General features: G+C 62.6%; 33 protein-coding genes, 1 tRNA gene and 1 pseudogene. 18 read left to right on the forward strand and 17 right to left on the reverse strand.

Annotation, left to right across the window (positions count from 1 at the left end):
- Nucleotides 1-3: 3 nt before the first annotated feature.
- The 12 genes from MU848_RS17685 to MU848_RS17740 form a co-directional block, all read right to left on the reverse strand.
- The gene (locus tag MU848_RS17685) at nucleotides 4-2,073 is read right to left on the reverse strand and encodes a terminase gpA endonuclease subunit (RefSeq protein ID WP_247234584.1); all 2,070 of its coding nucleotides are present in this window, start codon (nucleotides 2,071-2,073) and stop codon (nucleotides 4-6) included.
- Nucleotides 2,039-2,551 (reverse strand): hypothetical protein, encoded by a 513-nt coding sequence (locus MU848_RS17690; protein WP_247234586.1) that lies wholly within the window; start codon nucleotides 2,549-2,551, stop codon nucleotides 2,039-2,041. The genes MU848_RS17685 and MU848_RS17690 overlap by 35 nt, the downstream gene beginning before the upstream one ends.
- 389 nt (nucleotides 2,552-2,940) lie before the next feature.
- Nucleotides 2,941-3,429, reverse strand: coding sequence for a hypothetical protein (locus MU848_RS17695; RefSeq protein WP_247234589.1), 489 nt, complete (start codon nucleotides 3,427-3,429; stop codon nucleotides 2,941-2,943).
- Nucleotides 3,430-3,676: 247 nt separating this feature from the next.
- Nucleotides 3,677-6,460 carry a phage/plasmid primase, P4 family gene (locus MU848_RS17700; RefSeq protein WP_247234591.1) on the reverse strand — a complete coding sequence of 928 codons (2,784 nt, stop codon included), beginning with the start codon at nucleotides 6,458-6,460 and terminating at the stop codon, nucleotides 3,677-3,679.
- 60 nt (nucleotides 6,461-6,520) lie between these two features.
- The gene (gene ssb / locus MU848_RS17705) at nucleotides 6,521-6,985 is read right to left on the reverse strand and encodes a single-stranded DNA-binding protein (RefSeq protein WP_247234593.1); all 465 of its coding nucleotides are present in this window, start codon (nucleotides 6,983-6,985) and stop codon (nucleotides 6,521-6,523) included.
- 113 nt (nucleotides 6,986-7,098) lie between these two features.
- The gene (locus MU848_RS17710; RefSeq protein WP_201530789.1) at nucleotides 7,099-7,284 is read right to left on the reverse strand and encodes a hypothetical protein; all 186 of its coding nucleotides are present in this window, start codon (nucleotides 7,282-7,284) and stop codon (nucleotides 7,099-7,101) included.
- Between the two features lie 2 nt (nucleotides 7,285-7,286).
- The gene (gene dnaN / locus MU848_RS17715) at nucleotides 7,287-8,408 is read right to left on the reverse strand and encodes a DNA polymerase III subunit beta (RefSeq protein WP_247234830.1); all 1,122 of its coding nucleotides are present in this window, start codon (nucleotides 8,406-8,408) and stop codon (nucleotides 7,287-7,289) included.
- A 5-nt stretch (nucleotides 8,409-8,413) separates the two neighbouring features.
- The gene (locus tag MU848_RS17720) at nucleotides 8,414-8,677 is read right to left on the reverse strand and encodes a hypothetical protein (RefSeq protein WP_247234595.1); all 264 of its coding nucleotides are present in this window, start codon (nucleotides 8,675-8,677) and stop codon (nucleotides 8,414-8,416) included.
- The gene (locus tag MU848_RS17725) at nucleotides 8,674-9,078 is read right to left on the reverse strand and encodes a hypothetical protein (protein ID WP_247234597.1); all 405 of its coding nucleotides are present in this window, start codon (nucleotides 9,076-9,078) and stop codon (nucleotides 8,674-8,676) included. Before MU848_RS17725 ends, MU848_RS17720 begins: the two co-directional genes overlap by 4 nt.
- Nucleotides 9,075-9,575, reverse strand: a complete 501-nt coding sequence (locus tag MU848_RS17730; protein WP_247234599.1) for a winged helix-turn-helix domain-containing protein — start codon at nucleotides 9,573-9,575, stop codon at nucleotides 9,075-9,077. The genes MU848_RS17725 and MU848_RS17730 overlap by 4 nt, the downstream gene beginning before the upstream one ends.
- Nucleotides 9,576-9,584: 9 nt before the next feature.
- Nucleotides 9,585-10,079 carry a phage regulatory CII family protein gene (locus MU848_RS17735; protein ID WP_247234601.1) on the reverse strand — a complete coding sequence of 165 codons (495 nt, stop codon included), beginning with the start codon at nucleotides 10,077-10,079 and terminating at the stop codon, nucleotides 9,585-9,587.
- Between the two features lie 3 nt (nucleotides 10,080-10,082).
- Nucleotides 10,083-10,337 carry a hypothetical protein gene (locus MU848_RS17740; protein ID WP_247234603.1) on the reverse strand — a complete coding sequence of 85 codons (255 nt, stop codon included), beginning with the start codon at nucleotides 10,335-10,337 and terminating at the stop codon, nucleotides 10,083-10,085.
- Between the two features lie 90 nt (nucleotides 10,338-10,427).
- On the opposite strand from MU848_RS17740, the gene MU848_RS17745 reads away from it, so the two are divergent.
- The gene (locus MU848_RS17745) at nucleotides 10,428-11,042 is read left to right on the forward strand and encodes a helix-turn-helix domain-containing protein (RefSeq protein ID WP_247234605.1); all 615 of its coding nucleotides are present in this window, start codon (nucleotides 10,428-10,430) and stop codon (nucleotides 11,040-11,042) included.
- On the opposite strand, the gene MU848_RS17750 is transcribed toward MU848_RS17745, so the two are convergent.
- Nucleotides 11,005-11,412, reverse strand: coding sequence for an HIRAN domain-containing protein (locus tag MU848_RS17750; protein ID WP_247234607.1), 408 nt, complete (start codon nucleotides 11,410-11,412; stop codon nucleotides 11,005-11,007). The genes MU848_RS17745 and MU848_RS17750 overlap by 38 nt on opposite strands.
- A gap of 143 nt (nucleotides 11,413-11,555) precedes the next feature.
- On the opposite strand from MU848_RS17750, the gene MU848_RS17755 reads away from it, so the two are divergent.
- From MU848_RS17755 to MU848_RS17780, 6 genes are all read left to right on the forward strand, one after another.
- Nucleotides 11,556-12,005, forward strand: coding sequence for a hypothetical protein (locus MU848_RS17755; RefSeq protein WP_247234609.1), 450 nt, complete (start codon nucleotides 11,556-11,558; stop codon nucleotides 12,003-12,005).
- The gene (locus MU848_RS17760) at nucleotides 12,002-12,178 is read left to right on the forward strand and encodes a hypothetical protein (RefSeq protein WP_247234611.1); all 177 of its coding nucleotides are present in this window, start codon (nucleotides 12,002-12,004) and stop codon (nucleotides 12,176-12,178) included. Before MU848_RS17755 ends, MU848_RS17760 begins: the two co-directional genes overlap by 4 nt.
- Nucleotides 12,171-12,458: a hypothetical protein gene (locus tag MU848_RS17765; protein ID WP_247234613.1), complete on the forward strand. Its 288-nt coding sequence runs from the start codon at nucleotides 12,171-12,173 to the stop codon at nucleotides 12,456-12,458. The genes MU848_RS17760 and MU848_RS17765 overlap by 8 nt, the downstream gene beginning before the upstream one ends.
- On the forward strand, nucleotides 12,455-13,153 hold the full coding sequence (locus MU848_RS17770) for a hypothetical protein (protein WP_247234615.1): 699 nt from the start codon (nucleotides 12,455-12,457) through the stop codon (nucleotides 13,151-13,153). Before MU848_RS17765 ends, MU848_RS17770 begins: the two co-directional genes overlap by 4 nt.
- Entirely contained in the window at nucleotides 13,146-13,520 is a 375-nt protein-coding gene (locus MU848_RS17775; RefSeq protein ID WP_247234617.1) for a hypothetical protein, read from the forward strand. The genes MU848_RS17770 and MU848_RS17775 overlap by 8 nt, the downstream gene beginning before the upstream one ends.
- A 111-nt stretch (nucleotides 13,521-13,631) precedes the next feature.
- On the forward strand, nucleotides 13,632-15,233 hold the full coding sequence (locus tag MU848_RS17780) for a recombinase family protein (protein ID WP_247234619.1): 1,602 nt from the start codon (nucleotides 13,632-13,634) through the stop codon (nucleotides 15,231-15,233).
- Here the strand turns inward: MU848_RS17780 and MU848_RS17785 are convergent.
- From MU848_RS17785 to MU848_RS17795, 3 genes are read right to left on the reverse strand one after another with little or no spacing between them, the layout of a single operon-like run.
- A complete protein-coding gene (locus MU848_RS17785; protein WP_247234621.1) occupies nucleotides 15,230-15,778 on the reverse strand; it encodes a hypothetical protein in 549 nt (182 codons plus the stop codon). The genes MU848_RS17780 and MU848_RS17785 overlap by 4 nt on opposite strands.
- A gap of 6 nt (nucleotides 15,779-15,784) precedes the next feature.
- On the reverse strand, nucleotides 15,785-16,405 hold the full coding sequence (locus tag MU848_RS17790; protein WP_247234623.1) for a hypothetical protein: 621 nt from the start codon (nucleotides 16,403-16,405) through the stop codon (nucleotides 15,785-15,787).
- Nucleotides 16,402-17,076: a hypothetical protein gene (locus tag MU848_RS17795; RefSeq protein WP_247234625.1), complete on the reverse strand. Its 675-nt coding sequence runs from the start codon at nucleotides 17,074-17,076 to the stop codon at nucleotides 16,402-16,404. The genes MU848_RS17790 and MU848_RS17795 overlap by 4 nt, the downstream gene beginning before the upstream one ends.
- A 92-nt stretch (nucleotides 17,077-17,168) precedes the next feature.
- Here MU848_RS17795 and MU848_RS17800 point away from each other — a divergent pair.
- The 4 genes and pseudogenes from MU848_RS17800 to MU848_RS17815 all read left to right on the forward strand — a co-directional run.
- Nucleotides 17,169-17,933 (forward strand): annotated as a pseudogene (locus MU848_RS17800) (glycosyltransferase family 2 protein); the annotation flags it as partial.
- A 56-nt stretch (nucleotides 17,934-17,989) separates the two neighbouring features.
- Nucleotides 17,990-18,985: a hypothetical protein gene (locus tag MU848_RS17805; protein WP_247234627.1), complete on the forward strand. Its 996-nt coding sequence runs from the start codon at nucleotides 17,990-17,992 to the stop codon at nucleotides 18,983-18,985.
- A 60-nt stretch (nucleotides 18,986-19,045) separates the two neighbouring features.
- Nucleotides 19,046-19,960, forward strand: a complete 915-nt coding sequence (locus MU848_RS17810) for a sulfite exporter TauE/SafE family protein (RefSeq protein ID WP_097091090.1) — start codon at nucleotides 19,046-19,048, stop codon at nucleotides 19,958-19,960.
- Between the two features lie 38 nt (nucleotides 19,961-19,998).
- Nucleotides 19,999-20,721 carry a TIGR02186 family protein gene (locus tag MU848_RS17815; protein ID WP_201515464.1) on the forward strand — a complete coding sequence of 241 codons (723 nt, stop codon included), beginning with the start codon at nucleotides 19,999-20,001 and terminating at the stop codon, nucleotides 20,719-20,721.
- Between the two features lie 3 nt (nucleotides 20,722-20,724).
- Here the strand turns inward: MU848_RS17815 and MU848_RS17820 are convergent, their stop codons facing one another.
- The gene (locus MU848_RS17820) at nucleotides 20,725-21,156 is read right to left on the reverse strand and encodes a DUF488 domain-containing protein (RefSeq protein ID WP_201514909.1); all 432 of its coding nucleotides are present in this window, start codon (nucleotides 21,154-21,156) and stop codon (nucleotides 20,725-20,727) included.
- A gap of 81 nt (nucleotides 21,157-21,237) precedes the next feature.
- Here MU848_RS17820 and MU848_RS17825 point away from each other — a divergent pair, with 81 nt between their 5' ends.
- The 7 genes from MU848_RS17825 (at nucleotide 21,238) to rplA (ending at nucleotide 25,938) form a co-directional block, all read left to right on the forward strand.
- Nucleotides 21,238-22,233 carry an aspartate carbamoyltransferase catalytic subunit gene (locus MU848_RS17825; protein ID WP_201514910.1) on the forward strand — a complete coding sequence of 332 codons (996 nt, stop codon included), beginning with the start codon at nucleotides 21,238-21,240 and terminating at the stop codon, nucleotides 22,231-22,233.
- Entirely contained in the window at nucleotides 22,230-23,453 is a 1,224-nt protein-coding gene (locus tag MU848_RS17830; RefSeq protein WP_247234629.1) for a dihydroorotase, read from the forward strand. The genes MU848_RS17825 and MU848_RS17830 overlap by 4 nt, the downstream gene beginning before the upstream one ends.
- Nucleotides 23,454-23,510: 57 nt before the next feature.
- A tRNA-Trp gene (locus MU848_RS17835) sits at nucleotides 23,511-23,586 on the forward strand.
- Between the two features lie 168 nt (nucleotides 23,587-23,754).
- The gene (gene secE, locus MU848_RS17840) at nucleotides 23,755-23,961 is read left to right on the forward strand and encodes a preprotein translocase subunit SecE (RefSeq protein WP_066529257.1); all 207 of its coding nucleotides are present in this window, start codon (nucleotides 23,755-23,757) and stop codon (nucleotides 23,959-23,961) included.
- 57 nt (nucleotides 23,962-24,018) lie between these two features.
- Complete coding sequence (gene nusG, locus MU848_RS17845) at nucleotides 24,019-24,555, forward strand: transcription termination/antitermination protein NusG (RefSeq protein WP_097091085.1); 537 nt, start codon at nucleotides 24,019-24,021, stop codon at nucleotides 24,553-24,555.
- Between the two features lie 248 nt (nucleotides 24,556-24,803).
- Nucleotides 24,804-25,235 (forward strand): 50S ribosomal protein L11, encoded by a 432-nt coding sequence (gene rplK, locus MU848_RS17850; protein WP_167301861.1) that lies wholly within the window; start codon nucleotides 24,804-24,806, stop codon nucleotides 25,233-25,235.
- 4 nt (nucleotides 25,236-25,239) lie between these two features.
- A complete protein-coding gene (gene rplA, locus MU848_RS17855; protein ID WP_097091083.1) occupies nucleotides 25,240-25,938 on the forward strand; it encodes a 50S ribosomal protein L1 in 699 nt (232 codons plus the stop codon).
- Nucleotides 25,939-25,963: the final 25 nt, after the last annotated feature.

Raw genomic sequence — 25,963 nt, forward strand, 5'->3', positions numbered from 1 at the left:
CGGCTATCGGTTTCCTAGTCTGTTCATCCAGCCCTGCTTGCGCGGGACAGGCCGGTTCCGCGCCTTGCGTTGCGGGGCGGCAGGTGACGTGATCGCCGCCAACGGCTCCGGCACAGTAGCGCCCTGGTCCGGATCGTTGGCGGCGGGGCGTGGCAGGATGGCGACACCCTGCTTCGGCCAAATGATGCGGAAGCCCTTGGGCACCCACAGCATGTCAGTGCGCGACTGCGCGAACGGCGGACGCAGGAGAGCCACCTCGCCATAGACGAGGATATCCCAGGTCTCGTTTCGAGCCCGGCGCTTCTCCCACTTGCCGTCCTTCAGCTCCTCGGCCGTGATCTCTTCGACATGTTCGTCGCTGAGATCCTCCGGCAGATGGATGTAACCCGGCCCCGGCGTCGATCGTCGCAGGCGGGCATCAATCATATTCTTCACAGCATGGACGTTCGGGATCCACAGCTTGGCGCTGTTGCGCTTCGCCCCGCCCTTCGCCTTCTGGTCAGCAAACTGGCCCGGCGGCATCAGCTTGCCCTTAGGGTTCGAGCCACCCTTCACCAGCGTGATCCGCGACGGATGCACGCCCAGCGCCCGCGCCGCATTCCAGAACCATTTCGCACCCGCTGTAGCCTGGTCGCCCTTGCGATCGGAACCGCCCGTGTCGATCAGCACCGACAGCACCGGCGCATGGCCGATCGGCTTCCCATCCTCGCCAAGCTCCGCCAGCGGGTAGAGCCGATCGAACAGCCCCAGCAACACTTTCCAGTGCTCTGGATGCGTGAACGGCGAAACCTGCGTTAGCCCGTCGTCCAGGACATCGATCGAGAACCGGTCAATGAGCCAGCTTTCGCGATCCTTGCCATAGCCGACCGCGCCACACTCGAACCGATCGTGCTGCACATCGACCACGACGTTGACGACCTTCACGCCGCGCGGGACGGTGCCCAGCTTCCAACCCGCCTCGCGGCGCTGCTTCAGCACGTCGGTCTCTACCGGCTTTTCGCCGGAAAGGATCGAGCGATAGTTGTAACCGCCCTTCGTGTTAAAGAATGACTTCAGCGGCGCTTCGTCTTGGCGCAACTCCCATGCCAGCTCAGCTTCCCGCCACTGGCGGGCCAGCTTGCCCCATGAGGTGAAGGCCAGCAGACCGTCACGGTGGAACGTGCGTCGGCGGCGGCTTGCCGCCTTGTTGTGCGCGACAAAGCCCCGATTTGGCAGCGTCGCCGTGCTGGCGATGAGCCGCGACCGATCAGATGGCAGCAGCTCGCAGCCGTTTGCTGGGCAAACCACATGCGCCGTTTCCTCCGCCAGTTCGATCGAGCCCCGGTCGAAGTGCAGATCGCGCCGGATATCCAGCTCGATCCGGTCGCCGCAGGACGGACAGACGGGATGCAGTCGTTCGTTCGTGCCAGCCACGATAAAGGCCTCGATATTGGCCTTGCGCGAACCCTGCTCCCATGCGGGCGAGGACGATACCAGGATGGTCTCGCGACCTTCAAACGATGTCATGCGCCCGAACATCAGCGACACGCCGTCGCCCTGGCCATCGATATCGGCCGGGAACTGGTCATAGTCGTCGAGCCACCCGCGCTGGATGGGTCGAGCGCGACCCATGTTGGCGGGCCAAGTCGATGTCAGCAGCATCCCACGGAACTGCTTCAGAAAGATATTGTCCGCGCTGGCAGTGGGCAGCAGCTGCGCCTTCACCACCGGGGACTTGTCGATCATTGTTCCGATGCGGCGGACAACGAAGTCCTGCATCAGCACCTTGTCCGGCTGCGTCACCATGAACGGTGCCGGGCTATGCTCGATCGACCAGCCTATGAAAGCTTCACCAACCTTGGACTTGCCACCCTGCGCGGGCCCCATGTCCCCGACTTCGGACGTTTCCGGATCGGAGCATGCGTCCATGATCTCGGCCAGGTATGGCAGCGCCAGCGGATCATATTCGGGCAGATAACGCTCTGCCCATTGCGAGACAGTCAGTCCCTCTTTGGGCCGGATCAGCGACGCGAGCCGCCGGACGATATCGAAGCCAGTTTCAAATGGCGGGATCTCGATCGGACGATACAGCATTGCCTGTCGCTCTTCCGATCCGTTCCATCCTGTCCGCCAGCTCGCGCTGATCCTGCGCGATCACCGCGTCGATGATCGCCAGCTGGTCGCGGCTGAAGTCACCCCTCTTTGCGAGCCGCGCTGATAGCGACGTACCCTGTTGCTGAAACCATGCGACCAGTTCGCCCAGCGCTTCCTCAACGGAAGCCTTGTGGATCAGGTCACCGCGCTTCTCTGCCAGCTTCGTCGCCAGCAGCTCATTTTCCATGATGGCGCGATGTTCAGTCGGGGACAGCCCCGCCTGCGTTTGCGCCATCGCTTCGCCGCCTAGCAGCGACAATCCATATTGCCGGACCTCATCAGCCCGCGCCCGCTGCTCCGCCTCTTCGCTATCGCGCAGGCTTTTGATGAAGGTCCAAGCTTCGGCGAAATCGATCACATAGGATCGGCCGTTGGTGCCGCGTTCAATGATCGGGAAGTCCGGATAGTCCCGGATCATGGCCCGAAGCGTGGGCTCCGACGGCGTCCCCGGCAGAGACGCAAACTCCCCTAGCGTTCCCCTCACCGATCAAAACCCAAAGAAAAACAAGAGGCTACGGAAAAAAATCGGATAACCGCGTCTTCCTCGCCTTTGGCCCCCGTATAGGGCTGGAGGCCAGGGAGGACCCAAAGGGGGGCCTGCCCCCGCGCCAACCCTGACCACCTCCGCCCCGAAACGGCACCGCCCCGCCGGTCAAGGGACCAGACGAGGCGGCGCAGGTAGGAGAGGACGCCCGTGCTGCCCTGCTCACAGGACCGCCCTAAGCGTATCTCCTGATTAGCCAATTTCGGCTCAGAGACGAACACGGAATATTTTCTGGCCATCACATTCTACCCCTTGCGCCGTCTCTATGCGCGGAAATCTGCGCCATTCAGCGCATGGCAGATGCAGGTGACCGCACGCCCATAGCGCATGCGAAGCCCATCTGCACCACGCGTCAGCCCCATCGGCTTCAGCAGCCGCCGCCACGGCACCTGCTTGCGACCGGCCGCGAGCGCCGTGACGGCCAGCACCACCAACTTGCGATCGCGCTCGGGCGCCAGCGTCAGCCAACCCGACGCCTCCTCCATCCTGGCATGCTGCTCACGGGACAGCGGGATGCGCGGCACCGGCTTGTCCTCATGCGAGGCCCAGTCCCACCAATCCCGCACGATCAGATGCCACGGCCCGTCCGACGCGAACGACCAGCGCCCGCCCTCGATCCGCCATTGGAACTGCAGCGCCTCAACGAGCCGCTCCTGCACCCGCTCGAAGTCATAAAATGTGGAAGGAAGGACCTGTCCTTCCGCGTAGTTGTCGGCGGAAGGATGATCCACGCTGCTGCTGGCATCTGTCATTTGCGAGATTTCCCTTTGCTTTATCGACACTTAGAGAATGTGGAAGGAGAGAGAATGGAAGGATGGAAGGACATGGAAGTATAAATACGGGTCGTATCGCGCATGCATGCGCGCCCATGCGCGCATATGTGGATGGCCACCCTGAAAACTCCCTCCACTCCTTCCAAACCCGCGCATTTCCTTGCCTCGCGCTCCTTCCATGATGTTGTTTGAGGCCCTTCCACGGAAGGACTTGTCCTTCCATTTGTCAGAACGGCGGCACCCAATCGTCTCCATCGGACGCCGCCAACGCGGGCTCGGGTACGGGTGGAGGAGATGGATCAGGCGGCGGTTCGGTCTTTGGTTCGGTACCGAAGTTGCCCGCCCTCACGTCGGCCGCATCGACCGTCGCCTCGATGTCGAGCCACCAGACCCCGTTCGAGGTCTTCCGCTCATAGCCGCGATCTTCCATGGCCTTCGCAAAGCCCTGTGGCGTCCATTCAGCGCCGCCGCTTTCCTTCACCCATTCATTGAAGACCTCCAACAGCTCGGAGGATCGGGTGCGTGCCCCTTCCTTGTCGACGGTACAGTCGCGCAGGAACTTGCCTAGCTGATCGCTGGCCTCACGGTATTTGGCTGTGGCCGCCTTCACGTTGGCCGATTCCGTCAAGCCGTTCATCTTCAGGTCGATCAGTCCCGCCATCATGCGGTTCAGCACGCCAGACGCCTCTTCCTTCAGTTTGGCGGGAAGCCGGATATCAATCTCACTGTCTGGAATGCGGACCGTCCAGGGGACCAGGCGCACGCGTCCCCAGATGCCGTCATCATGGCCCGTTATCTTGGGCTTGTAGTTGCCCTGCGCCGTGAGCTTGAATGATGGCAGGAAGGAGAAGAAGCCTTTGTTGAGGTGCCGCGCCTGGATCGGCTCACCACCCGTCACTTCCTTAATCAACGCTTCAGCCAGCTTGGCGCCCTTCTCAGGCTCGGAGGTGCGGAGGAAGCGGACGCCGGGCAGCTGCGCGAGGTCCGGAGTAGCATCCGACCCCTTGCGCTTGTTCGACTGTTCAAGAAACGTATCAAACTTGATCACTTGGCTATAGTCGCCAAGGATATGTGCGATGATATCCGTCCAGGTCGATTTGCCGTTACGGCCCATGCCGTAGAAAAATGCCATCTTGTGATAGCCGATATCGCCGGTGGAACTTAGCCCGGCCCATTGATGCAAGAAGCGGCGATCTTCCTGATCAGGCATGACGCGCTCAAAGAAGCGATCGTAATTTGGGCAGGTTGCCCGCTCATCGTAAAAGACCGTCGCCATCTTCGTGATGAGATCTTTTGGATTATGCGGAAACAGCTTCATCACCGGGACGTTGCCGTCATTCACGATGCGCAGCGTCCCGTTCATGACGTTGAGCGCCATGATGTCGGCGTCCAGCTGCTTCGCGTCGATCGCGATGCTGCCAAACGACTTGGCCAGGCTGGCTACCGCGCCGATCCGCGACGCCCCCTCACTCGACTTCGCATGCGCGCGGATGGTGTCGGAAAAGAGGGTCACAGCCTGCTTTGTGATCTTCACGATATAGTCCAGGGCGGCCTTCTTCTCCTCCGCCGTGGCATCGTCGGGAAGGTCATCCCGGCACCTGCTCGCTTCGACCAGATCAGCCTCATTGCGGATGGCGCGGATTGTTTGGAACACCGCGAGCATGACCTCACCCGGCGTCTTGTCCTTTTCTTCGGTCAGCAGCGCCCAACGGCGGCCATCCCACCGAAACCAGCCCAGCTCACGGCAGAAGCGGAACATGTGACCGAAGCGCACCTTGAACCGCTCCGCGTTCCCCAGATCTGTTTGCGGGAGGAGCGCGCACAGGCGATCGCGCTCTGGATCCACGGGCATGCTGATGCGGTGGCTTTCACCCCCTGACCCCCAGCTGTCCGCCTCGCCCTCATCCTCCATCTGGAAGGATGGAAGCCCATAATCCTCCGGGGAGGGTCCGGGAGCGGAAGGAGCGGAAGGAGCTTCCCCGGCCGCGCCCGGGCGGAGGGCCCCGGAGGGACCGGAGCGACGCGCGCGCCGATCGGCCCGTTCCTTAGCAGCGGCCGCGACCTCGCTGAGGTCGCGAGGTTTTTGAATGCCTGCTGTCCAGCCGCTGTCGATGGTGGCGATCAGCTGCGCATCGTCGTCGCGGCCGGGATTGCGGCGGGCAGCATCTTCGATCGCAGCACGCGCGACTGACTCCCGCAATGCGCCCGACGCAACCAGCGTGGCGATCGCGAAGGCGCTCTTGTTCAATTGCGGATTGCGGCTGCCGGATGCTGCGGTTTCAACGAGACGGCATTCCGCCTCCAGGGCGGACAGGGCATAGCGCCGCACGATATCGTCCGCCGCCTCATCGCCATCCTGGCCGACGCTGCGGCGCGCTGGCGGAGGCGCTTGGCGATCGGGCCGGGCTTCGCGCTTGCGCCGCAGGATTTCCACCAGCTCGGCCGGAGCTTCGACGATCGGCGCGGCCGAATCATTGTGCAGCCAGCGATAGCCGACGCCATCGGCATTGATGCTTGGCGGCGCGATGACGTATCCGCCCTTGCCGCGCACATCGACATGCTCAGGCAGACTATCGCTGTTGCGGATCTCCTGTCCGTCGTCATCCGGCCATGTCAGCCAGACATGGACGCCGCCCGACGGCGTGCGGGAGGAAAGCGACGAAGGCAGCTGAACGCCCATCTGGGCCTCCAGCTCATCCTTTAGCCGCTCGAGCGTCCACTCCTCGCCGGTGTCCTCATCATGACGCGGATCGAAGTCCAGGACGAAAAGCCGCCCATAGCCGGTCGCAAGCCCGACCATCGCCTTTGGCCAGCGCTTCCACCATTCGCAGATCTGATCATGATCCAGGCTGGCCTTGCTGACACCACCGCTGCCTTTGATCGGCTTGCCTTCGGCATCAACATCCTTGGGCAGCAGAGGCCGCTTCGTACGGGGATTGCAGGGAAACACGGGCCAGCCACGGGCGGCAAAGTCCAGCGCGGCGTTCAGATAGGCATTTTCAAAGGACACAAGGACCCACCCCGAAAATCAGGCAACAGCAACTCAGCAATGTTCAGCGAAAGACGCGGTCTAGAACGGGACCTCATCATCCAGGTCGTTATTGAAACCGCCATTACTGGCACCGGCGCCAGCACCGCCGCCGAACCCGGGACCTTCCTGATATGAGGAATAGTCACGCTGCCCCTGGCCGCCCCCGGCACTGTCCAAAAGCGTCAGCTTAGCATCGAACCCACTCAGCACGATCTCAGTGGACCAGCGGTCATTCCCAGCCTGGTCCTGCCACTTGCGGGTGCGCAGCTGCCCACCGATGAAGAGCTTGCTGCCTTTATGGACGAACCGCTCGACCACCTGCACCAATGGGCCGAACACGACGATGCTGTGCCATTCGGTGCGCTCTTTTTTCTCGCCGGTCTGGCGGTCCTTCCAGCGCTCGCTCGTGGCGAGACGAATGCTAGCGACCTTGTCGCCGCCTTGCGTGGAGCGGATCTCGGGATCGGCGCCCACATTGCCGATCAGACGAACTTCATTCAGCACGGCTCACTCCCCTTGCGTTCTGCAAACTCTGGTCCGGGCGGCTTCCGCCTTTGGGTGAATAGGCGCGGGCGCCATGCCCGACCCTCCATGCGCCCCGGTGCGCGCCCGTGCGATCAGGCTCTTGGCGCATCGGCCTCGCCCACGATCGCACGAATTTCCGTCATGATCTTCGTTGCCCGAACGACATCGCGCAGCGCGCACCCCGGATTGGTACAGTCCATCACCACGCGTGCCAGCTGCTCGACCTTGCGAGCCCGCCGATACAATTCGCTGGATGGCAGGAAGCGCTGCGCGTCCATCATCATACCCTCAACGGCATCAGCACGCAGAGCAGTGCCGCCTCATCGCTCTGCTGCCAGAGGGATGGAGCAGCCGGATCGGCAAGCAGCACGCGGGCGCGAGTGCCTTCAGCACCGGTACCCTTCATCTGCGCCAGGACATCCAGCAGGTACCGGCCGTTGAAGCCGATACGCAGCGCATCCCCGTTGAACTCACACGGCACATCCTCGCTGGCTGTGCCGTTTTCCGGGCTCACGACTTCGAGCGTGATCGATTTCGGTTCGAAGTTCAGCGCGATCGCGCGCGTCTTGTCGCTGCTGATCGTGAGCACGCGCTCGACGGCTTCAGCCAGCGGCCCCGGTTCAAACCAGCAATCCAGCGGATTGCCAGCCGGGATGACGCGGGAATATTCCGGAAACTGTCCATCGATCGTCTTGCCGGTCAGCACCGTCTTGCCAATCTCGAACCGGAAGCGCTGCGTACTGACCGACACGCCGATCGTGCCGCCTTCCTCGTCCAGGAGCTGGCCCAGCGTGGCGATCGCCTTGCGGGGAATGATGATGCCGGGCATGCCCTCCGCACCCTCAGCCATATCCCAATGATAGCGCGCCAGCCGGTTGCCGTCGGTCGCGGCCGCGAACTGGCAGCTGGAGCCGTCGGGCACATGAATGAAAATCCCGTTGAGATAATAGCGGGTCTCTTCATTCGCGACGGCGAACTTGACGCTCTCAATCAGTTTGATCAGCTGCGTCGCATCCTGCTCCCATTCCGCATCCCAATCACCCATTGCGATCGTAGGGAAATCATCGGTTGGCAGGGTGTTGAGCTTGAACCGGGCGCGGCCGCACTTGATCGTGATGCCTGTATTGCCGTCCGCCGCAATCGAGGCGACCCCTTCGGTCGGCAGCTTGGCGGCGATCGAGGCGAGCGTCGATGCATCAACGCAGAAGTTCATCGCCCTGTTTGCCCCCGCATCCTCCAGGTCGATCGTCTTCTCGACCATGATGTCGAGGTCGGTGCCGGTCAGAAACATCTGCCCGGGCGCCGACGTGATCAGCACATGCGACAGGATCGGGATGGTGTTGCGGGTTTCCACCACCGCCTTGATCGCCTTCAGAGCGCCGCGCAGGGCTTTGACATTCACTTGAATCAACGCAGCTCTCCTTCGAAATGGGGCACGGGGGCGGCGCCGGGGCCTGTGGCGCCGCACCCCGCTATGCCGCCGCCTGATAAGGGTCGGCATGCGGCGGCAATCTGCTCGGTGGTCGCGCGATCGATTTCGTCGGCCCAAAGCTCAGCCTGGTCGAAACCGACGCCGAAGATCTCGGCTAAGTCGGCCAGCATGCAGCGGCCGACCTGGTTATACCGCGCTTCGAAATGGCGGCGGGTGATGACCATGTCGACGAAGCTCATCGCTTCACCTCCGCCATCAGCTGATCGGCCAGTTCCCGCGTCGCGAGCGCCGCCCCGATCGCAGCGTGCAGCTGCTCCGCTTCCCGCTCGCTGATTTCCGCCATGCCGTCCGGCGTCGCGATCAGCAGCTGGCGCGCAGCTGGACGATAGAGCGCCATGACGCCGCCCTGGAACCGCCAACGCTCGCGCCGTGGCAACCCGAGCCGCGCCCGATAATGCTCCATCGATCCGCGCACGACGCAGGTGACGCAGAAGAATGCGGGCCCATAGCCGGGCTCGCGCAGCGCATCCCAGCCCTCCGGCAGGGCACCGTCCGGCACACCCTGCACCATGTCGGAGCAGGTGAAGCACTGGACTATGTCCGCCCGGCCGCCCGACGCGATCATGCCTTCACCGCTCACAGCGAGGCCCTCCGCGTCTGCTTGCCAGTGGCGACGATCGTCACCACGCGCCGTTCGGTGGGCGAAGGCTCTTCGACGGTGATCTTGCCGTCCGCGACCAGCCGCCGCATGCGATAGGAAGCCGCAACCGCATCCTTCAGCCCTACCCGCTTTGCCAGTTCCGCATTGGTCGGGCATGGCAGATCGCGGCCAGCAGCCTGCGAAAGGATCCGCAGCACCGCGCGGGTGGTCATCTTGCCGTCGCTTGCGCCAAGCGTGAACCGCCCACGCGGCATCGGCTTGCGCTCCTGTGCCGGACGGGGATCCGGCCGACGCTGCGCAATGAAGCGGAGCCCGCTATCCGTCCGCTTGGACGTGAGCGAGACCAGGCCTTGATCATGCAGCGCCCGCACCGCCTCGCCGATCGCCTTGGCGGGCCGGATGCCGACTGAATAGACTACATCCTCCCCGGGCGCGGCCCGCTTCACCCATGCGGCGAAATCATCCGGCTTCATCATCTGCATCGGTCAGCGGCCCCCAACGATCGCCAGCATGCGCTGATCGAGCGCAGCCAGCGTTTCCTGCATCCTTTGGATGTCCGCGCGGATGGCGTCCCGCTCGCGGGGCGAAACCGCCTCCCGCTGCTCGCCATCGACGCTGATTGCTGACCGGATACTGTCCGACAGGTCGCCAAGCTCACCCGCGAGCTCGACCACCGACAGGGTCAGCCCGTTGGCATCGTCCTGCGCCTCCGGCATCGGCACGAACACGCCGCCCATCTGGCGGCAATAGGCGCGCAGGATGAAAGGCTGGCCCTCAACCCGGGTGCCCAGCAGATCGATGGTGACAGCGTCGCGGATAGTGATGCTGTCCGGCTCATTCACCGAACTGCAGCGCGACAACTGGCTCTTTTTGACTGAGGTTTCTTCGGCGCAGCGTTCCAGCCCGCCAGCTGCTTCGATGGCGCGTTTCGTCGCCAGCGCAAGCGCCTTCTCCCCCGTAGCAATGTCCCCCCGTGGCATTTCCTAATGAGCCTCCTCAACCTGAGGGGAAACGTCGCCCAAATTTCCCGATGACGCCGCCTGTTCCGTTTCCGTATCAACCGGGGGATTGGCAGCCATGAACTTCCGCACTCGGTCTTCGGTGTCGCGGAAAGTGCGGCGACCTTTGCGAAGTTGACGGACAAAATGACGGTCGTTCAGAGCACCATCACCAAAAGCGGTCGGAGCCATCCCAGTCTGGGCCAAGTAGGCCTCAACGGCTTGGAGCAAGTCATTCATAAACCGGGCTATAAGTGTGATGTATCACACCGTCAAGGTGTGATGCTTCACTTCTACCCCGGACAGGGCCGTTCGTGTGATACGTCACACATGCAGCACCTGTCCGAAGTTGATCGCGTCCGCGAAGCTCTGCGCAATCTGATGGAGCGCCGTCAGATCAAATCGAAGCCGTTGGCCAAGAAGGCAGGCTTGGGCGAGACCTCAGTTCGCGACTTTCTGGATCGCGAAGGTTCGGACGTGAAGCTGGGGACTTTGCGCCGCCTAGCTGATGCTCTCGACGCGCCACTAGAAGATTTGCTGGGGTTCGAGCAGGTGCCAATCACAGGTCGCGTTGGCGCTGGCGGATCCATCGTGTTCGACGAAACTTCAGGCATCGAGACGGCGCCACGTCCGCCAGGAGCGGTAGGGCCGTTGGAAGCGCTTGAGGTGGTCGGCGATTCCATGCTCCCCCGCTACTCATCCGGGGATATCGTGTACATCAGCCGTCAGCACGATGGGGTGCTGGAGCATTACATAGGTGAGTATTGCGCTGTGCGATTGGCTACAGGCGAGACATACATCAAACTACTGGCGCGAGGCAGCAGGCCGGGTTTTCACACCCTTCGATCGCTTAATGCTGCGGACATTGAAGACGTAGAAGTAACGTGGGCAACGCCCATCATCTTCGTCATGCCGCGCGCTGGTCGGACGCTTCTGCAGAAGTGACCCAGTAACGGAACCCCCCTTTGGGCGGCTCAGGCGGAAGCTGATCTGGAAAGTACGATGCAACGATCACCTCATCGTCACAGATTGCAACGCTGATCGTCACCCCCAACATGCATGACCGAGCCATGCCAACGCTTGAGATTGAGCCTGTGACGCCGCGCCCCCTTTCGTGGATGACTGCACGCAGCCAGCTGTTTCGGGGAATGTAACCGATGGTAGCGCCAGCGGAGTTTTCTACTCGCAGGGCCATTGCGTCATAGGGGTTGTCCGGCTCATGCACGAAGCGAACGGCCTGCCCAGCGTAGCTTTCTGCCAGCGCCTGCTGATAATTCGACACGCCAACCACACGCACGAAATAGACTTCATCCACGACTCGCCACCTCCTTCGCTCTGCCGTCAGATTCCTCAACGATGAGAACAATTCAAGAACCTTGTGATTGATCACACCATATTTGCTTGACGAAGTGTGATGCGTCACACTATTTGTGCCTCCAACATCAACGGAGGCTCGACATGCTTCAGTGCGAAAACCAATTCCCCTACCCCGGCAGCGTAGCGCTGTTTCTCGGCCTGCGCTGGCGCGTTCTCAGCCACGCAGCCGACGGCACTGCCCACATCGCGCGTGAAGGCGTAGCAGCCAGCCTTAGCCGCCGCGCCGACATCGATGCGCTGGTCGATCCGAAGATCGCCGACGAAAACGCAAAGCTCGCGTTCACCGACGCCAGCGAGGCAGGCGAACGCATCGGCCTCTACATCGCCCGCCACCTGCGCACCGCCAATGAGGTCGGCTTGCAGACGCTGGCCCGCGATCTGACGGCCGCAGCACATGAGGGCCGGATCCCAGCCCCGCGCGACAACGTCCAGATCTCGCAGCTGCTCCGCCGCCTGGGCTGGCGCAAGGCCGGTCACACCGGCGAAGGCTATGACCGCACCCCTCTCTACGTGCGCGGAGCAATCCAGTGAGCGGCTCTGCTGTCATCATCTTCGCCAGCGCCTGGTTCGCCCTGTCGATCATCTGCGGCACGCTCGCCGAGTACCGCCACAAGATCGCCGCCGCGCTGCACTTCCAGCCGATGCCGAGCGAGACGCGGTACCGTGCCGGTCGGCCGCAGAAGGTTCGGTCATTCAATGGCTGAACCCGCTTTTCTGACCGTAAAGCAGCTCCGCTCGCTGCCGGAATATTCGACGTCGCTGCCGACCGGCACGGCGCCCGGCAAACAGTGGCGCCGAGCAGCGCGCCCTTGGCACACGACACCTTCAGCCGACTGGTGGCTCGGCGAATATGGCGAGCCCTACCCCGAGGGCCATGAACATCATGGCCAGATCCCGATCTACTGGCGCCAAATCGTCGTGACCGACGCGCCGCGCGAGTGGCCACGCCACGTCCGCGTTCCGCTCAGGATGCTAACGCGATGACTGATCGTCCTATCCTCTTCAGCGCCCCGATGGTGCGCGCCCTGCTCGACGGGCGGAAGACCCAAACGCGGCGGATCATGAAGGTCCAGCCGCCCCGGCAGGAAGATTTCCCGCATTCGGTGATGGGCATCAATCGTAAGGTTGCCGATGGCGTGAAGCTGTTCAGCCTGAACGATTACGAGCGCCAGCCCAAGCATCCCACCAAGTGGGATCTGGACGGCAGCGTCGGCGTGTTCCGCGATGCTGGTTTCCCGATGGTCTATGATGCGCGGTTTGCTGTCGGCGATCGGCTGTGGGTCAAAGAGACCCATGCCTGCGTCGGCGATGCGGACCGTTGGACGCTCTACCGCGCTTCAGGATACGAGGCCGAGTGCGACCGCCACGGCTTCGAAAAGCCATATCCGGCCGAGAGCGAGATCAAGTGGAAGCCGTCGATCTTCATGCGGCGAGGACTTTCCCGACTGACCCTGACCGTTACAGACGTTCGGGTGGAGCGGCTTCATCAATGCAGCGAGGCCGACGCGCTGGCCGAAGGCATTGACCGCATCCACTACCCCGAACTCGGGGACTGGGGATGGCCGCAGCGGAAATACGCCGAGCTTTGGAACAGTATCAACGGCGCGGGCGCATGGGAGGCGAACCCTTGGGTGGTCGCCGTGTCCTTCGACGTGCGGAAGGGCAATATCGATGCCTAGCCCAACCCCTGCCGACCTGCACCAGTTCGCGCAGGACGAACGCGCCCGCCGCAAGGCTGCATGGCAGGCGGCGGGTCAGGGGCTATCCGATCGCGCGCAGCAGGACGATGCCCTCTGGTCCAACATCGAACAGATGCTTGGCCGCGAGGCGGGGGATCCCCTCTGTATGAAGCGCCACCCCTGGTACTGGACCAGGGTGGAGCGTATCGCGATGGCGCGCAACGCCTGGTCGACGGCTTGCAAGGCAGAGGCCAGCCTCGACGCGTCGATCGAGGCCAACGGAGCCAAGATCAGCGCTCTTTGGCACCTATACCGCTGGCTGAAGCCCGTGGGCTGGTCGCCCTATTTCACCGAGGCGGCGGCATGAGCCTCGATCCCAAGATGCGCGAATTCGTAAAGGCGCTTGCACGCGCCCAGGTAGCGAGAGACATTGCCACCCTTCGTGCCGCGCACGGAGGCGGCCAGCAGGGAGAAGCCAGTGCGCACGGTAATTTACGCGCGCTTCAGCAGCGATAACCAGAACCCGCGCTCGACCGCGGATCAGATTACCCTGTGCCGTCAGCGCGCCGAGCAGGAAGGCTGGCAGGTCGTCGGTGCGTTCGAGGACGCTGCCATCCATGGGGCCGCTGGCATCAATGCCGATCAGCGACCGGGCCTGAACGCCATGCTCCAGCTGGTGGAAGCGGGCGGCGTCGATCAGGTGCTTGCCGAATCGACCGACCGCATCACTCGCCACGTGGCCGACGCGCATACCATCCGCGAGCGGATCGAATTCGCCGGCGCGCGGCTGTTCACGCTCTTCGACGGCACTGTCACGCCCATGATCGGCCTGGTCAAAGGCTTCATGGACGCACAGTTCCGCACCGACCTTGCCAAGCGCGTGCGGCGCGGCCAGCTCGGGACGCTGCGGCAAGGCCGCATCCCCGGCAGCATCGCCTATGGCTATCGTCAGGCCAACCAGCTGAGCGACAAGGGCGAGCTCATTCGCGGCATTCGGGAGATTGAGCCCGAGAGCGCGGATATCGTGCGCAGGATCTTTGCCGAATATGTTGCCGGCCGCAGCCCGCGTGAGATCGCCGCCATGCTGACCGCCGAAGGCATCCCCAGCCCGCAGGGCGGACTGTGGCACGACACCGCCATCAGCGGCGACGTCCGCCACAAACGGGGCATTCTGCGCAACGAAACCTATATCGGCGTTGTCACCTATGGCCGCAGCCGTCAGGTCATCAATCCGCAGACACGGCAGAAAATCATGCGGCCCAATCCTGAAGAAGCGGTCGAGCGCCAGGCGTTCCCGCATCTGCGCATTATCGATGACGAAACCTGGAAGAAGGCGCAGGAGCGCCTCGCATCGAACCAGGGCGTCCGTCCCGAGCGCAAGCGCCGGCCGAAGCATGTCCTGTCTGGCCTGGGCTTCTGCGGCGTTTGCGGCGCGGCGTGGGTGAAGGCGAGCGGCGACTTCTGGCGTTGCAGCAACTATCGCTACCGGCTCGGTTGCTCAAACAACCGGATGATCAACACCCGGCTTTACGAAGAAGGCGTGCTCGCCGACCTTAAAGCTGGATTGCTTTCGCCGGAAGCCATCAGTGAATATGTCCGCGAGTATCACCGCGACTTCGCGCACCAGGCCGCCAATCTCGGCCGCGATCGCGCGCGGATCGAGCGCAAGCTACAGGAGGCAGAGCGCAAGAAGGAGCGCATGCTGAAGGCGTTTGCGGAGGGCGGCAGCGAGTTCGCCGAGATCCGCACGATGCTCGCGGCCGCGCGCGACGAAGCCGACCGCCTGCAGCGCGAGCTCGCCAGCATGGACGCCCTGCCCAACGTCCTGGCGCTCCACCCGAATGTCGAGGAGCAGTACAGGAAACAGGTCGAGGAGTTGTCCGCCGCGCTCTCAACGCCCGAAGCCCAGCCCGAAGCAATCAGCCGCTATCGCGCTATGATCGCCCGCGTGATCGTCAAACCCGACCTCACCAAGCAGCGCGGCACTGTCGTCCAGGTGATCCGTCAGATGGACGAGATACTATCGCTTGCGACAAGTAGTCTCGCCCTTGAAAGGGTCGACAAAGCAGCGCGCCGCTAAGTCGCAGGCGAGAGTTGTAAATGGCTTGTTTTGACTAGTTCCATTGTGCGCGTCGCGACCTGACCATTGATCTTTGTAGGTTCAACCAGGGCGTCAATATCGATCTTCCCCTCCACGGCACTTGTTTGAAGGCACGTTAGTACCGTCGGCTGCTCGACGCGAAAATAGGGGCCCGCTGCGAATGCCTGCAAGGCGCGGGTGAGGCCGCCCAAATCTGGGATATGTATCTCGTAGTGTCGATCATTCGCCCACGGATGATAGGTAGTCCCCGCAGTTTTCCGGATTGCGATACCAAGTGCTTCCAAATGGGAGGTGTCAGCCGTCGCGAAGTGGCATGCGACAATATTGCCTTGGTTGTATCGAAGAGCCGCAGCGAGCAATTCAGCTTCGGCTTCATCGGCGATTGCGTAGAGCGAAAGCCACTCTTTATCCGCAGCAGAAGGGACAAACGCCGAGATTACCTGCGGAGCGATTTTATCCAAAGATTCTTCGGCCGCGAGCTTAGCCTTCAGCCACGCTCCACCTTCCTCGACAAGCCTGCCCACCCACATCTACACAATTGCCCTGAGCGTGCCTGCAAGCGCATTTTGGATAGATGGGCTCCGTTCCGTCTGCAAAGTCTGCTCGATAAGCGCTCTCCCGCGCGCGGGATCGGCAAGTGCAATCGTCCGAATTGCAGCGATCCGGGTGAAAACGTCATCATTGGAGAGCTCAGTCTCTGCCAAAGTAACAACTGCCTGATCCACCATACCGGCGTCACATGCTCGATTGAGCAGAGACTCTGCGTCTAATGATCCTAGATCCTCACCGAGGGCAGCAGTGGCGTCAGTCTGTTGGTGTGCCAGGAGGCTCACGACGCTCGCAAGCTGATCTATCCGACTATTCAAGCCAGCTAGAGCCTGGGCAGTATTTGAATATGCCGTCATCATGCGCGCCTCCAAGCGGGCATAGTTGCCAAGCATTTCGAAATTCTTAGCAGGAGGCCGACTTTCTTCCGTCGTCCTTATCTCATCGAAAGTAGCAGACGACGCCGGAGCCGCCAACGCGACAGCACCGGACGCCATGGCAAACTTAAATCCGGTCCGCAGCGAGCTCCAATCATTCAGCGCAGAACCAATACTCTGGGGAAGCTCTGTCGCTCCAGACGATATCCGTTCGATGCTTGCGCTCATAATCCAGCAAACCCTGTTTCAAGCAGACGGCGAGCCTCACCTCTTACGATGTCTAATGCTCGCGACGCCTCACCTTGGTTAAGCTGCCGCTCGGCCGCCGTGTTGACGTCGAAGGTGCTCTCCCAGACATGGTGCTGAACCTGCGAGGGCTGGCCATTTACTATCCCGACAAACCAAACAGCGGAGGCTTGCCACTGCGCTAGGCGATTCAGTCTGTATCCACTGACGTCGCGAGGCACATTAGTTCTGTAAATTAGTTCGGTGGCATCCCTTGGGATCTCAACACCCGGAATTTGCTGGCGACCAATAGCTAGTGCGGCCTGCGGGCTATCCACCCTCGCGCGCGACGTCAATACACAGGCAACCCGGGCAACGGGCAGCGTGTCCGCGAAACGATCAACCCCTGCAAAATCACCTGTTAGATGCGCCAATTCCAGATTGCCGTCCGGAAATGCGGGCGGACTGGCTTTCACTTCCCATGTGAAGTCGATCCTGCCCATCACGGGCGAGGACGCCACCTGTCGCTCTAGCTCACCTGAGAGATTGGCATTAGAGCCTTGAGGCTGTGTCATGGAAGACACGATTTCGACGCCGGGGAAGCAAATTCTAGCAATCTCGTCCGCCTTCGGCGGATTGGGTACGAACAGAGCAATCTGAGCAGCCTTAAGCACCTTCGCACGTTCCCTTCGAGTCGTTTCGCGTCTCTGACGAATTTAATGTAGAAAAATCCACAAAAAAATCGACCCGCCCTTCGTGTTCGTCCTTAATTGACAGCTACGCCAACACCCAATGCGGGGAGAGCCACGGAAAATATCTGACCATTCGCGAAGCCATGGGCGCGTCCGTCCCCTCGGCCGGCGTCGCTTGCGCGTTTGAACGGCTGATGCTCGAACGCCTCGTAAATCCGGCAAATGGCGGGCCCTTCGATCCCGACTCCCTCACGGAAGACTATGAAGTCGGCCTGCGCATCAGGAATATGGGCGGGCGCGGCGTCTTCGTACGGATGCGCGACGCAGCAGGGGAGCTTGTCGCCACCCGGGAATATTTCCCGGACAGCCTGGACGGCGCCGTGCGGCAAAAGGCGCGCTGGATGGTGGGAATTTCGCTCGCCGGGTGGGACCGCATGGGCTGGCAAGGCGGCCTTGCAGAGTGGTGGATGCGCGTCCGCGACCGGCGGGCGGCGATTGCCGCCGTCATTCTCTTTGCTGCCTATGTCGCATTCCTGCTCTGGGGCTTGCTCGTCGTGGCACGCTGGCTGGGGCTTGAGGCCGACCACCGGCCATCCTCCGCTGTAGAGTTGCTCCTCTGGCTGAACTTCGCCTTCATGACTTGGCGTGCAGCCATGCGTGCCATCTTCGTGGGCCGTAGCTATGGCTGGATGCACGGCGTCGGAGCCATCCCCCGCGCGATCATTGCCAACCTGATCGCGATGCTCGCAGCACGGCGCGCAGTGTTTCTCTACCTCAAATCCTTGTTCGGAAAGCCGCTGGTCTGGGACAAGACGCAGCATCGTTTTCCCAATCTTTGACGGTCATCATGCACAGTATGACACGCGGACGACCCGTCCGTTTTTTTGCGATCCTCATGGCCGGCTGGGTATCATTGCGCATCGCCAGCACCGTGATGGGCGGAGATACGGCACCACCCTCACCATTGCAGCTGGAAGCGGTCGCTGCCGCCGAACTGGTCACGCCTCCGCTGCAACGAAAGGTATTGACGACCTCGTTACCAGCCCGCCCATATTCTGCGCGATCGGCGGTGAGCAAGGTGTTCGTCGCTGCGGAAAAGGCTCCGATCACAAGGGCTGAAAGCATCGGGCCACGGCCCGAAGCAAGCTTTGCACCGCTGATGGTAGAAGCCGCTCAGCCCGGCCAATCCCCTTCACCTGATCAACCGGCGCCGCCCGCATTTCCCATGTCTTCCCCGGCAAGCGCAAAGGGTGATCGCTGGCGTGCCAGCGCTTGGATCCTCTGGCGCGAAGGCAGCGGAAATCCCCAGGACCTTGTCACCGCTGGCAGGCTCGGCGGATCGCAGGCTGGCCTTCGCCTCGACTATGACATAACGCCAGCGAGCATCAGCCGCACCGCCTTCTACGGCCGCCTGAGCAGCGCCCTCAATCGCCCCGCGTCGCCTGAAGGCGCGGTGGGTGTCGCCTGGCAGCCTGCAAGGTCTGTCCCGCTTACGATCGCTGCGGAACGGCGCATTGCATTGGGAGACGGCGCGCGCAATGCTAACGCGGTATTTGCGGTGGGCGGCTTCGGCCCCCGGCCCCTGCTCGGCAAGGTGGAAGCCCAAGCCTATGCCCAGGCAGGCATGGTGGGGTTCAACCGGCGCGATCTTTTCGCCGACGGCAAACTCTCCCTGCTGGCACCTGTGACCCGGACGCCGGTGCGTACGGGGATCAGTCTTTCAGGAGGCGCGCAGCCTCAGGTGGAACGGCTCGACATCGGGCCCGAAGTACAGCTCCGCCTGCCAATGCCTCGCGCAGCATCGCGGCTCAGCATAGAGTGGCGGGGGCGCGTAGCTGGCAAAGCCTCACCCTCATCCGGCCTCGCGGTGACGCTCGGCGGCGATTTTTAAGGCCGATCCAGCCCTCTACACCTTTATCTTGCCACCCGATCAGCCTAACCCTGCAGGCACATGGATCTCTACCTGCCTATCGCCAATCTATCGGTGAACGCGTTGGTGATCATAGCCCTTGGCGGTGTGGTCGGCCTGCTTTCCGGCATGTTCGGCGTCGGCGGCGGGTTCCTGACGACGCCGCTGCTCATCTTCTATGGCATCCCGCCCACCGTCGCGGCTGCATCTGCCGCCTCTCAAGTCACCGGCGCGAGCGTTTCAGGCGTGGTCACCCACATGGCCAGAGGCACGGTGGATTTCCGGATGGGCGGCGTCCTCATCGGGGGCGGCGTCATCGGCGCTGGCATTGGCGTGCTGCTGTTCCGGCTACTCCAGTCCATCGGGCAGATCGATACGGCGATCGGCATCCTCTATGTGCTGATGCTCGGCGGCATCGGCATCTTGATGGCGAAGGAATCGATCCAGGCGCTCATCATGCTGAAAACTGGCAAGCGTTTGCAAGCGCGCAAGCGCCGCCATCACCCCCTGGTCGCGGCGTTGCCCATGCGGTGGCGCTTCTATCGGTCCGGACTTTACATCTCTCCGCTCGCGCCTTTGCTGCTCGGCGTCGCGACCGGGATATTGACCACCCTCCTTGGCGTCGGCGGCGGCTTTATCCTTGTGCCCGCGATGTTGTACCTGCTCGGCATGACTACCCAATCCGTGGTCGGCACCTCACTGTTCCAGATCCTTTTCGTCACCATGGCGACCACCATGATGCACGCCATGACCACCAAGGCGGTCGATCTTGTCCTTGCCCTGCTGCTGCTGATCGGCAGCGTGACCGGAGCGCAGATCGGCACCCGCATCTCGATGACGGTGCGGCCGGAATATCTGCGCATATTATTGTCGGTGATCGTGCTGCTGGTCGCCGCGCGCATGGCGCTTGGCCTCGGCTTCCGCCCGGATGAAATCTACACGGTGGAAGTGCGTTGAGATCGCGCGTCCGTCTCGCTCTTCTTCCTGCCCTATCAATGCTGCTCGGCGCGGCCGGAGAGCCGATGCTCGTGCCCGACGTCTCGCAACGGGAAGTCGAAATCCAGTACAGCTTCACCGGAGCCGACCTGCTGCTATTCGGCGCGATCGTCTATCCGGACGGGCGAATGCCTAGCAAGCCAGCGGATATATTGGTGGTCCTCAAAGGGCCCGACCAGTCCATCACGATGCGCGAAAAGCAAAAGGTCGCTGGCATCTGGGTCAATGCCGACAGCGCCCGCTTCCGATCCGCGCCCAGCTTCTATGCGGTCGCTTCGTCGCGCCCCATCGCGAAGCTGGTCGATGAACGAACGGCCGCCATCTACGAACTCGGCGTGGACAAGCTGCAATTATCCCCCTCCTCTCTCAACGACAGCGCGGAGCTGAACCGCTTCCAGGCCGGGTTGATCGACCTGCGCGAACGCACCGGCCTCTTCGCCGAGCATCAGGGTTCGGTCGAAATCACCGAAGGCGTGCTGTACCGCGCCCGCATCCCGCTCCCGGCACGTGTCATCGTTGGCGACTATACGGCGGAAACCTTCCTTGTGCAGGACGGCAGGGTCGTTGCCGCTGCCGTCCGCGACATCACCATACGCAAATCGGGGTTCGAGCGCTTCATGGCTGTCGCCGCCGAACGATGGTCCTTCCTCTACGGCCTCACCGCGATCCTGCTGGCCGTTGGCATGGGCTGGACCGCCGGAGCCATTGCCCGGCGCCTCTGAAGATCAGGGCTTCAGGTCCACCCGCTCATCGTCGGGGAAAAGATATTCCAGCAGCAAGGAGCGGTGGCATCCATCCGCCTCCCGCTCGAAACATAGCAGAGCAGTAGGCCGCTCTCCCGCCATCTCACGCAGTTGCTCCGCCTGTACGATGGCTTCAGGCAGGTCGAGCTGGCCCGAGTAAATCTCCCGCAACTTCGCATGATTGCCCTTGCGCGCTGCTTCCCGGCCCTCGGCAGGCGTGCCCAGCGCCTTCAGCCCGACATAGTCGATCCCTGCCTCCTTCAACCCCGCCGCCAGGATGTTCTTGGAAAAGCCCGGCCGCCGCGACAGCGGAACCGCTCTTATGTCCGCCAGCAGCGTGACGCCCGCCTCCTGCAACGCCGTTATCAGCTCGGCCTGCGTAGCCCCTTCATACCCGATAGTGAAAATGCGCATGACATTGAGATAGGAAGGCGGCAGCGACTTCCAAGCTTCCTGCCTTGCCCTCTTTCCTGCCCTCGCCTAAAGGGTCCGTTCATGCCCGACATCACCGTTCCATCCGCCTCGCCCGACCTGACTGGCCGGGCGTTGTTCCCGCATCGGCATCTTCTCTCCATCGCCGACCTGAAGCCGTGGGAAATCCGTTTCCTGCTGGACGAGGCGGAACATTGGGCGAAGAGCAACAGAGGCGGCGCGCGCAAGCATGACGATCGGCTGGCGGGCATGACGCAAATCAACGCCTTCTTCGAAAACAGCACCCGCACCCTCCTGTCCTTCGAGATCGCAGGCAAGCGTCTGGGCGCGGACGTGGTGAACATGCATGCCGGGCAGTCGAGCGTGAAGAAAGGCGAAACACTGATCGACACGGCCATGACGCTGAACGCCATGGCCGCTGACGTCATCGTCATCCGTCACGCCAGCTCGGGCGCGGTCGCGCTGATTGCCGACAAGGTGGACTGTCCGGTCCTGAACGCGGGCGACGGCTGGCATCAACATCCGACGCAAGCGCTGCTGGACGCGCTCACCATCCGCCGCCGCAAGGGCGGGTTTGAAGGCCTGGTCGTCGCCATCTGCGGCGATGTGCTGCACAGCCGCGTCGCTCGCTCCAACATGCTATGCCTGGCGGCTTTGGGAGCGCAGGTACGCGCGGTCGCGCCCCCCACGCTGATGCCGCCGGAAGTCGAAATGCTCGGCGCTACGCCCTATAACCGCATGGACGAAGGTCTGGACGGCGCCGACGTCGTCATGATGCTGCGCCTTCAAAATGAGCGGATGGACGGCGCCTTCATACCCTCGCCGCGGGAATATCATATGCTCTACGGCTTGACGCCGGAACGGCTCGCCATCGCCAAGCCCGATGCGCTGGTCATGCATCCTGGTCCCATGAACCGGGGCGTCGAAATCTCGAGCGTGGTCGCCGACCATCCGGAACGCTCGGCCATCACGGAGCAGGTTGAAATGGGCGTCGCCATCCGCATGGCCTGCCTCGACGTTCTGACGCGGAGTGCCCGCGGTGTGGAGGGTTGGGTATGACAACGATCGCCATCATCAACGGACAGCTGGCAGACCCCGCCACCGCCGACCTCCGCCCCGGCGCGATCCTGATCGAAGGCGACCGTATCCTCGCCGCCGGCAACATCGATGTGCCGAGGGACGCGGAAAAGGTCGACGCCGCAGGCCTCGTAGTCGCGCCCGGCCTCATCGACCTGGGCGTGTTCGCAACGGACAAGCCCGCCTTCCATTTTGGCGGCATCACCCGGGCGGCGCTGATGCCCGACCAGTCCTCCATACTCGACGAAGCCGGGCTCATCCGCCAGGCCGCGCGCGCCGGCAAGCCCGACTTCTGGGTCCACCCCATCGCCGCCGCCACACGCGGCCTCAAGGGCACCGAACTCGCTGAAATCGGCATGATGCAGGCGGCGGGTGCAAAGGCCGTGGCCACCGGGCGTCAGTGGATCGCCGATTCAGGCGTCATGATGCGCGTCCTTGCCTATGCCTCGGGTCTTGGCCTCACCGTCATCACCCATGCCGAGGATAGCGGTCTTGCTGGCAAGGCCGTGGCGACGAGCGGCGAAACCGCGACACGGCTTGGCCTGTCCCACGCTCCCGCCTGTGCCGAAGCCATCGCCATCTCTCGCGATATCATGCTCGCGCGGGAAACCGGCGCTGCGGTCCACTTCCGGCTGGTGACGACCAAGGCAGGCTTCGACCTCATCAGGGCGGCGAAGGCAGAGGGGCTGAGGATCAGCTGCGGGATCAGCCCCGCTTATCTCTACCTTGCGGACAATGCCGTCACTGATTTCCGCACCTTTGCCCGCCTGTCCCCTCCGCTACGATCGGAGGATGACCGCAAAGCAGCCATTGCGGCGGTGGCTGACGGCACCATCGACGTCATCACCTCCAGCCATGATCCGCGCGGCCCTGAGGACAAGAGGCTCCCCTTCGCCGACGCCGCGCCCGGCATGGCGGGGGCGGAGACACTGCTCGCCCTGTCGCTCAACCTCGTGCGCGAAGGCCATCTCTCGATGACGCGCCTGATGACGTTGCTCAGCGCCAATCCGGCGCGCATCCTGGGCATCGACGCGGGCAGTTTCGCAAGCGGCAGCGCGGCCGACCTCATCTTCATCGATCCCGGCGCACCCTGGATCGTGGATTCCGCCAGGATGGCTGCGCAGGCAGGCAACACCCCCTTCAATCGCATGCCAGTGCAGGGCCGCGCCCGCCGGGTCATGAAGGGCGGGCTTTTCCTCTAAAGTTTCCTGCTTGCCCTCCCACGCATGCCACGCTAAAGCGCCCTCCTTCGCCGGCACAGGAGTGTAGCTCAGCTGGTAGAGCGTCGGTCTCCAAAACCGAATGCCGGGGGTTCGAGTCCCTCCACTCCTGCCAAGCAACTGGTCGCGATCCTTGATTTTTCAACGGTTCGCGGCTAGCTGCCCGAGCGAAGATGGGTCGCGAAGCCAGCGGCCGCACCCCGGGACGCCGACATGGCGGGGTCCGGAGGGCGGACTGTTGCTTCGCGCTTTGGTGTTTGTTCGAACGTTTTTTGAGGCAGTGATGGCGAAGGTTTCTCCGGGCGAATTCGTCAATCAGGTGAAGACCGAAGCGTCTAAGATCGTGTGGCCCACCGGCCGCGAAACGGTCATGACCGCGGTCATGGTCGGGATCATGACCACGCTGCTCGGCCTCTTCTTCTTCGGCATCGACACCTTCTTCGGCGCGGTCGTTCAGTGGCTGCTGAGCTTCGCTGCCGGACAGGCTTGAGTTTTTTATCTGCCGCGGTTTCCCAGGAAATCGCTTGTGGGAGTTTGAAACGGTAACATGGCGCGCTGGTACATCATCCACGCCTATTCGGGCTTCGAAAACAAGGTCAAGGAATCGATCCTGTCCGAAGCCGAGCGCATGGGCCTCTCCCAGCTGGTCGAGCAGGTGGAAGTCCCCACCGAGACCGTCACCGAGGTGAAGCGCGGCAAGAAGGTGCAGGTCGAACGCAAGTTCATGCCCGGCTACGTCCTCGCCAAGCTGGCGATGAACGACGACATCTACCACCTCGTCAAGAACACGCCGAAGGTGACCGGTTTCCTGGGTAGCTCAGGCAAGCCGCAGGCGATCAGCGAAACCGAAGCCGCCCGCTATTTCGGTGCGCAGAAGGCCGCCGAAGCCGCGCCCAAGCACAAGGTCAATGTTGATTACGAAATCGGCGACAGCGTCAAGGTGCTGGACGGCCCCTTCGCCAGCTTCAACGGCACGGTCGAGGAACTGGATTTCGAAAAGAACCGCGTCAAGGTGTCCGTGTCGATCTTCGGCCGCGCCACGCCGGTGGAACTGGACTTCGAACAGGTCGAACTGTCGAAGTAACTATTCCCCTCTCCCGCAGGCGGGAGAGGGCAGCGAGACTTGGCGGCTCAGCCGCCTAGTCGCAGCGGGAGAGGGCATAGCCCCTCTCCAACCTACGCTAGCCAGAAAACTGGCAAGCTACGGTATCCTCTCCCCTGAAGGGGCGAGGATAATGCAGCGCGGGAGGCTTGCTCTTAGCAAGCTGTCTGACCGCTAAACTTGAACCGGTGGATTTGCCCGCAAGTCCGCCAGCAACAGAGTGAGTGAAAATGGCCAAGAAGATTACGGGCTATATCAAGCTCCAAGTGCCCGCTGGAGCCGCCAACCCCTCGCCGCCGATCGGTCCGGCGCTGGGTCAGCGCGGTGTGAACATCATGGAATTCTGCAAGGCGTTCAACGCCTCGACGGAAAAGATGGACAAGGGCACGCCCCTGCCGACCATCATCACCGTCTATGCGGACCGTTCGTTCAGCTTCGTCACGAAGCAGCCGCCCGCCACCTATCTCATCAAGAAGGCCGTCAACCTGAAGTCGGGCTCGAAGGAGCCGGGCAAGGTGACCGCTGGAAAGATCACCCGCGCACAGCTCGCTGAAATCGCCCAGGCCAAGATGGTTGACCTGAACGCGAACGACATCGACGCAGCGACGAAGATCATCGAAGGCTCCGCTCGCGCGATGGGCCTCGAAGTGGTGGAGGGCTAAGACCATGGCAAAGCTGACGAAGAAGGCGAAGGCTCTCGCCGCTGCCGTTGACCGTGAAAAGCTGCACGGCGTCGATGAAGCGCTGGGCCTGATCAAGACCCACGCGACCGCCAAGTTCGACGAAAGCGTCGAAATCGCGATCAACCTGGGCGTTGACCCGCGTCACGCCGACCAGATGGTCCGTGGCGTCGTCACCCTGCCCGCAGGCACCGGCAAGGACGTCCGCGTCGCCGTGTTCGCCCGTGGCGACAAGGCCGAAGCCGCGACTGCCGCTGGCGCCGACATCGTGGGTGCCGAGGATCTGCTCGACAGCATCCAGGCTGGCAACATCGACTTCCAGCGCGTGATCGCCACCCCCGACATGATGGGTCTGGTCGGCCGTCTCGGTAAGGTTCTGGGTCCCAAGGGCCTGATGCCGAACCCGAAGCTTGGCACCGTCACCCCGAATGTCGCCGAAGCGGTCAAGGCTGCCAAGGGCGGTCAGATCGAGTTCCGCGTCGAAAAGGCCGGCATCATCCACGCCGGTCTTGGCAAGGCGAGCTTCTCGGCCGAAGACCTGCGCAAGAATTTCGACGCTTTCGTTGACGCCATCGTCAAGGCGAAGCCATCGGGTTCGAAGGGCAAGTATGTCCGCAAGATCGCCCTGTCGTCCTCGATGGGCCCGGGCGTGAAGGTCGACGTGGCGGAAGTCGCTTCGGTCTGATTCTCGCTGACAAGCAATTAAAGGG

This window comes from Sphingobium agri (assembly GCF_023051225.1).
GTDB classification, from domain to species: Bacteria; Pseudomonadota; Alphaproteobacteria; order Sphingomonadales; family Sphingomonadaceae; genus Sphingobium; species Sphingobium agri.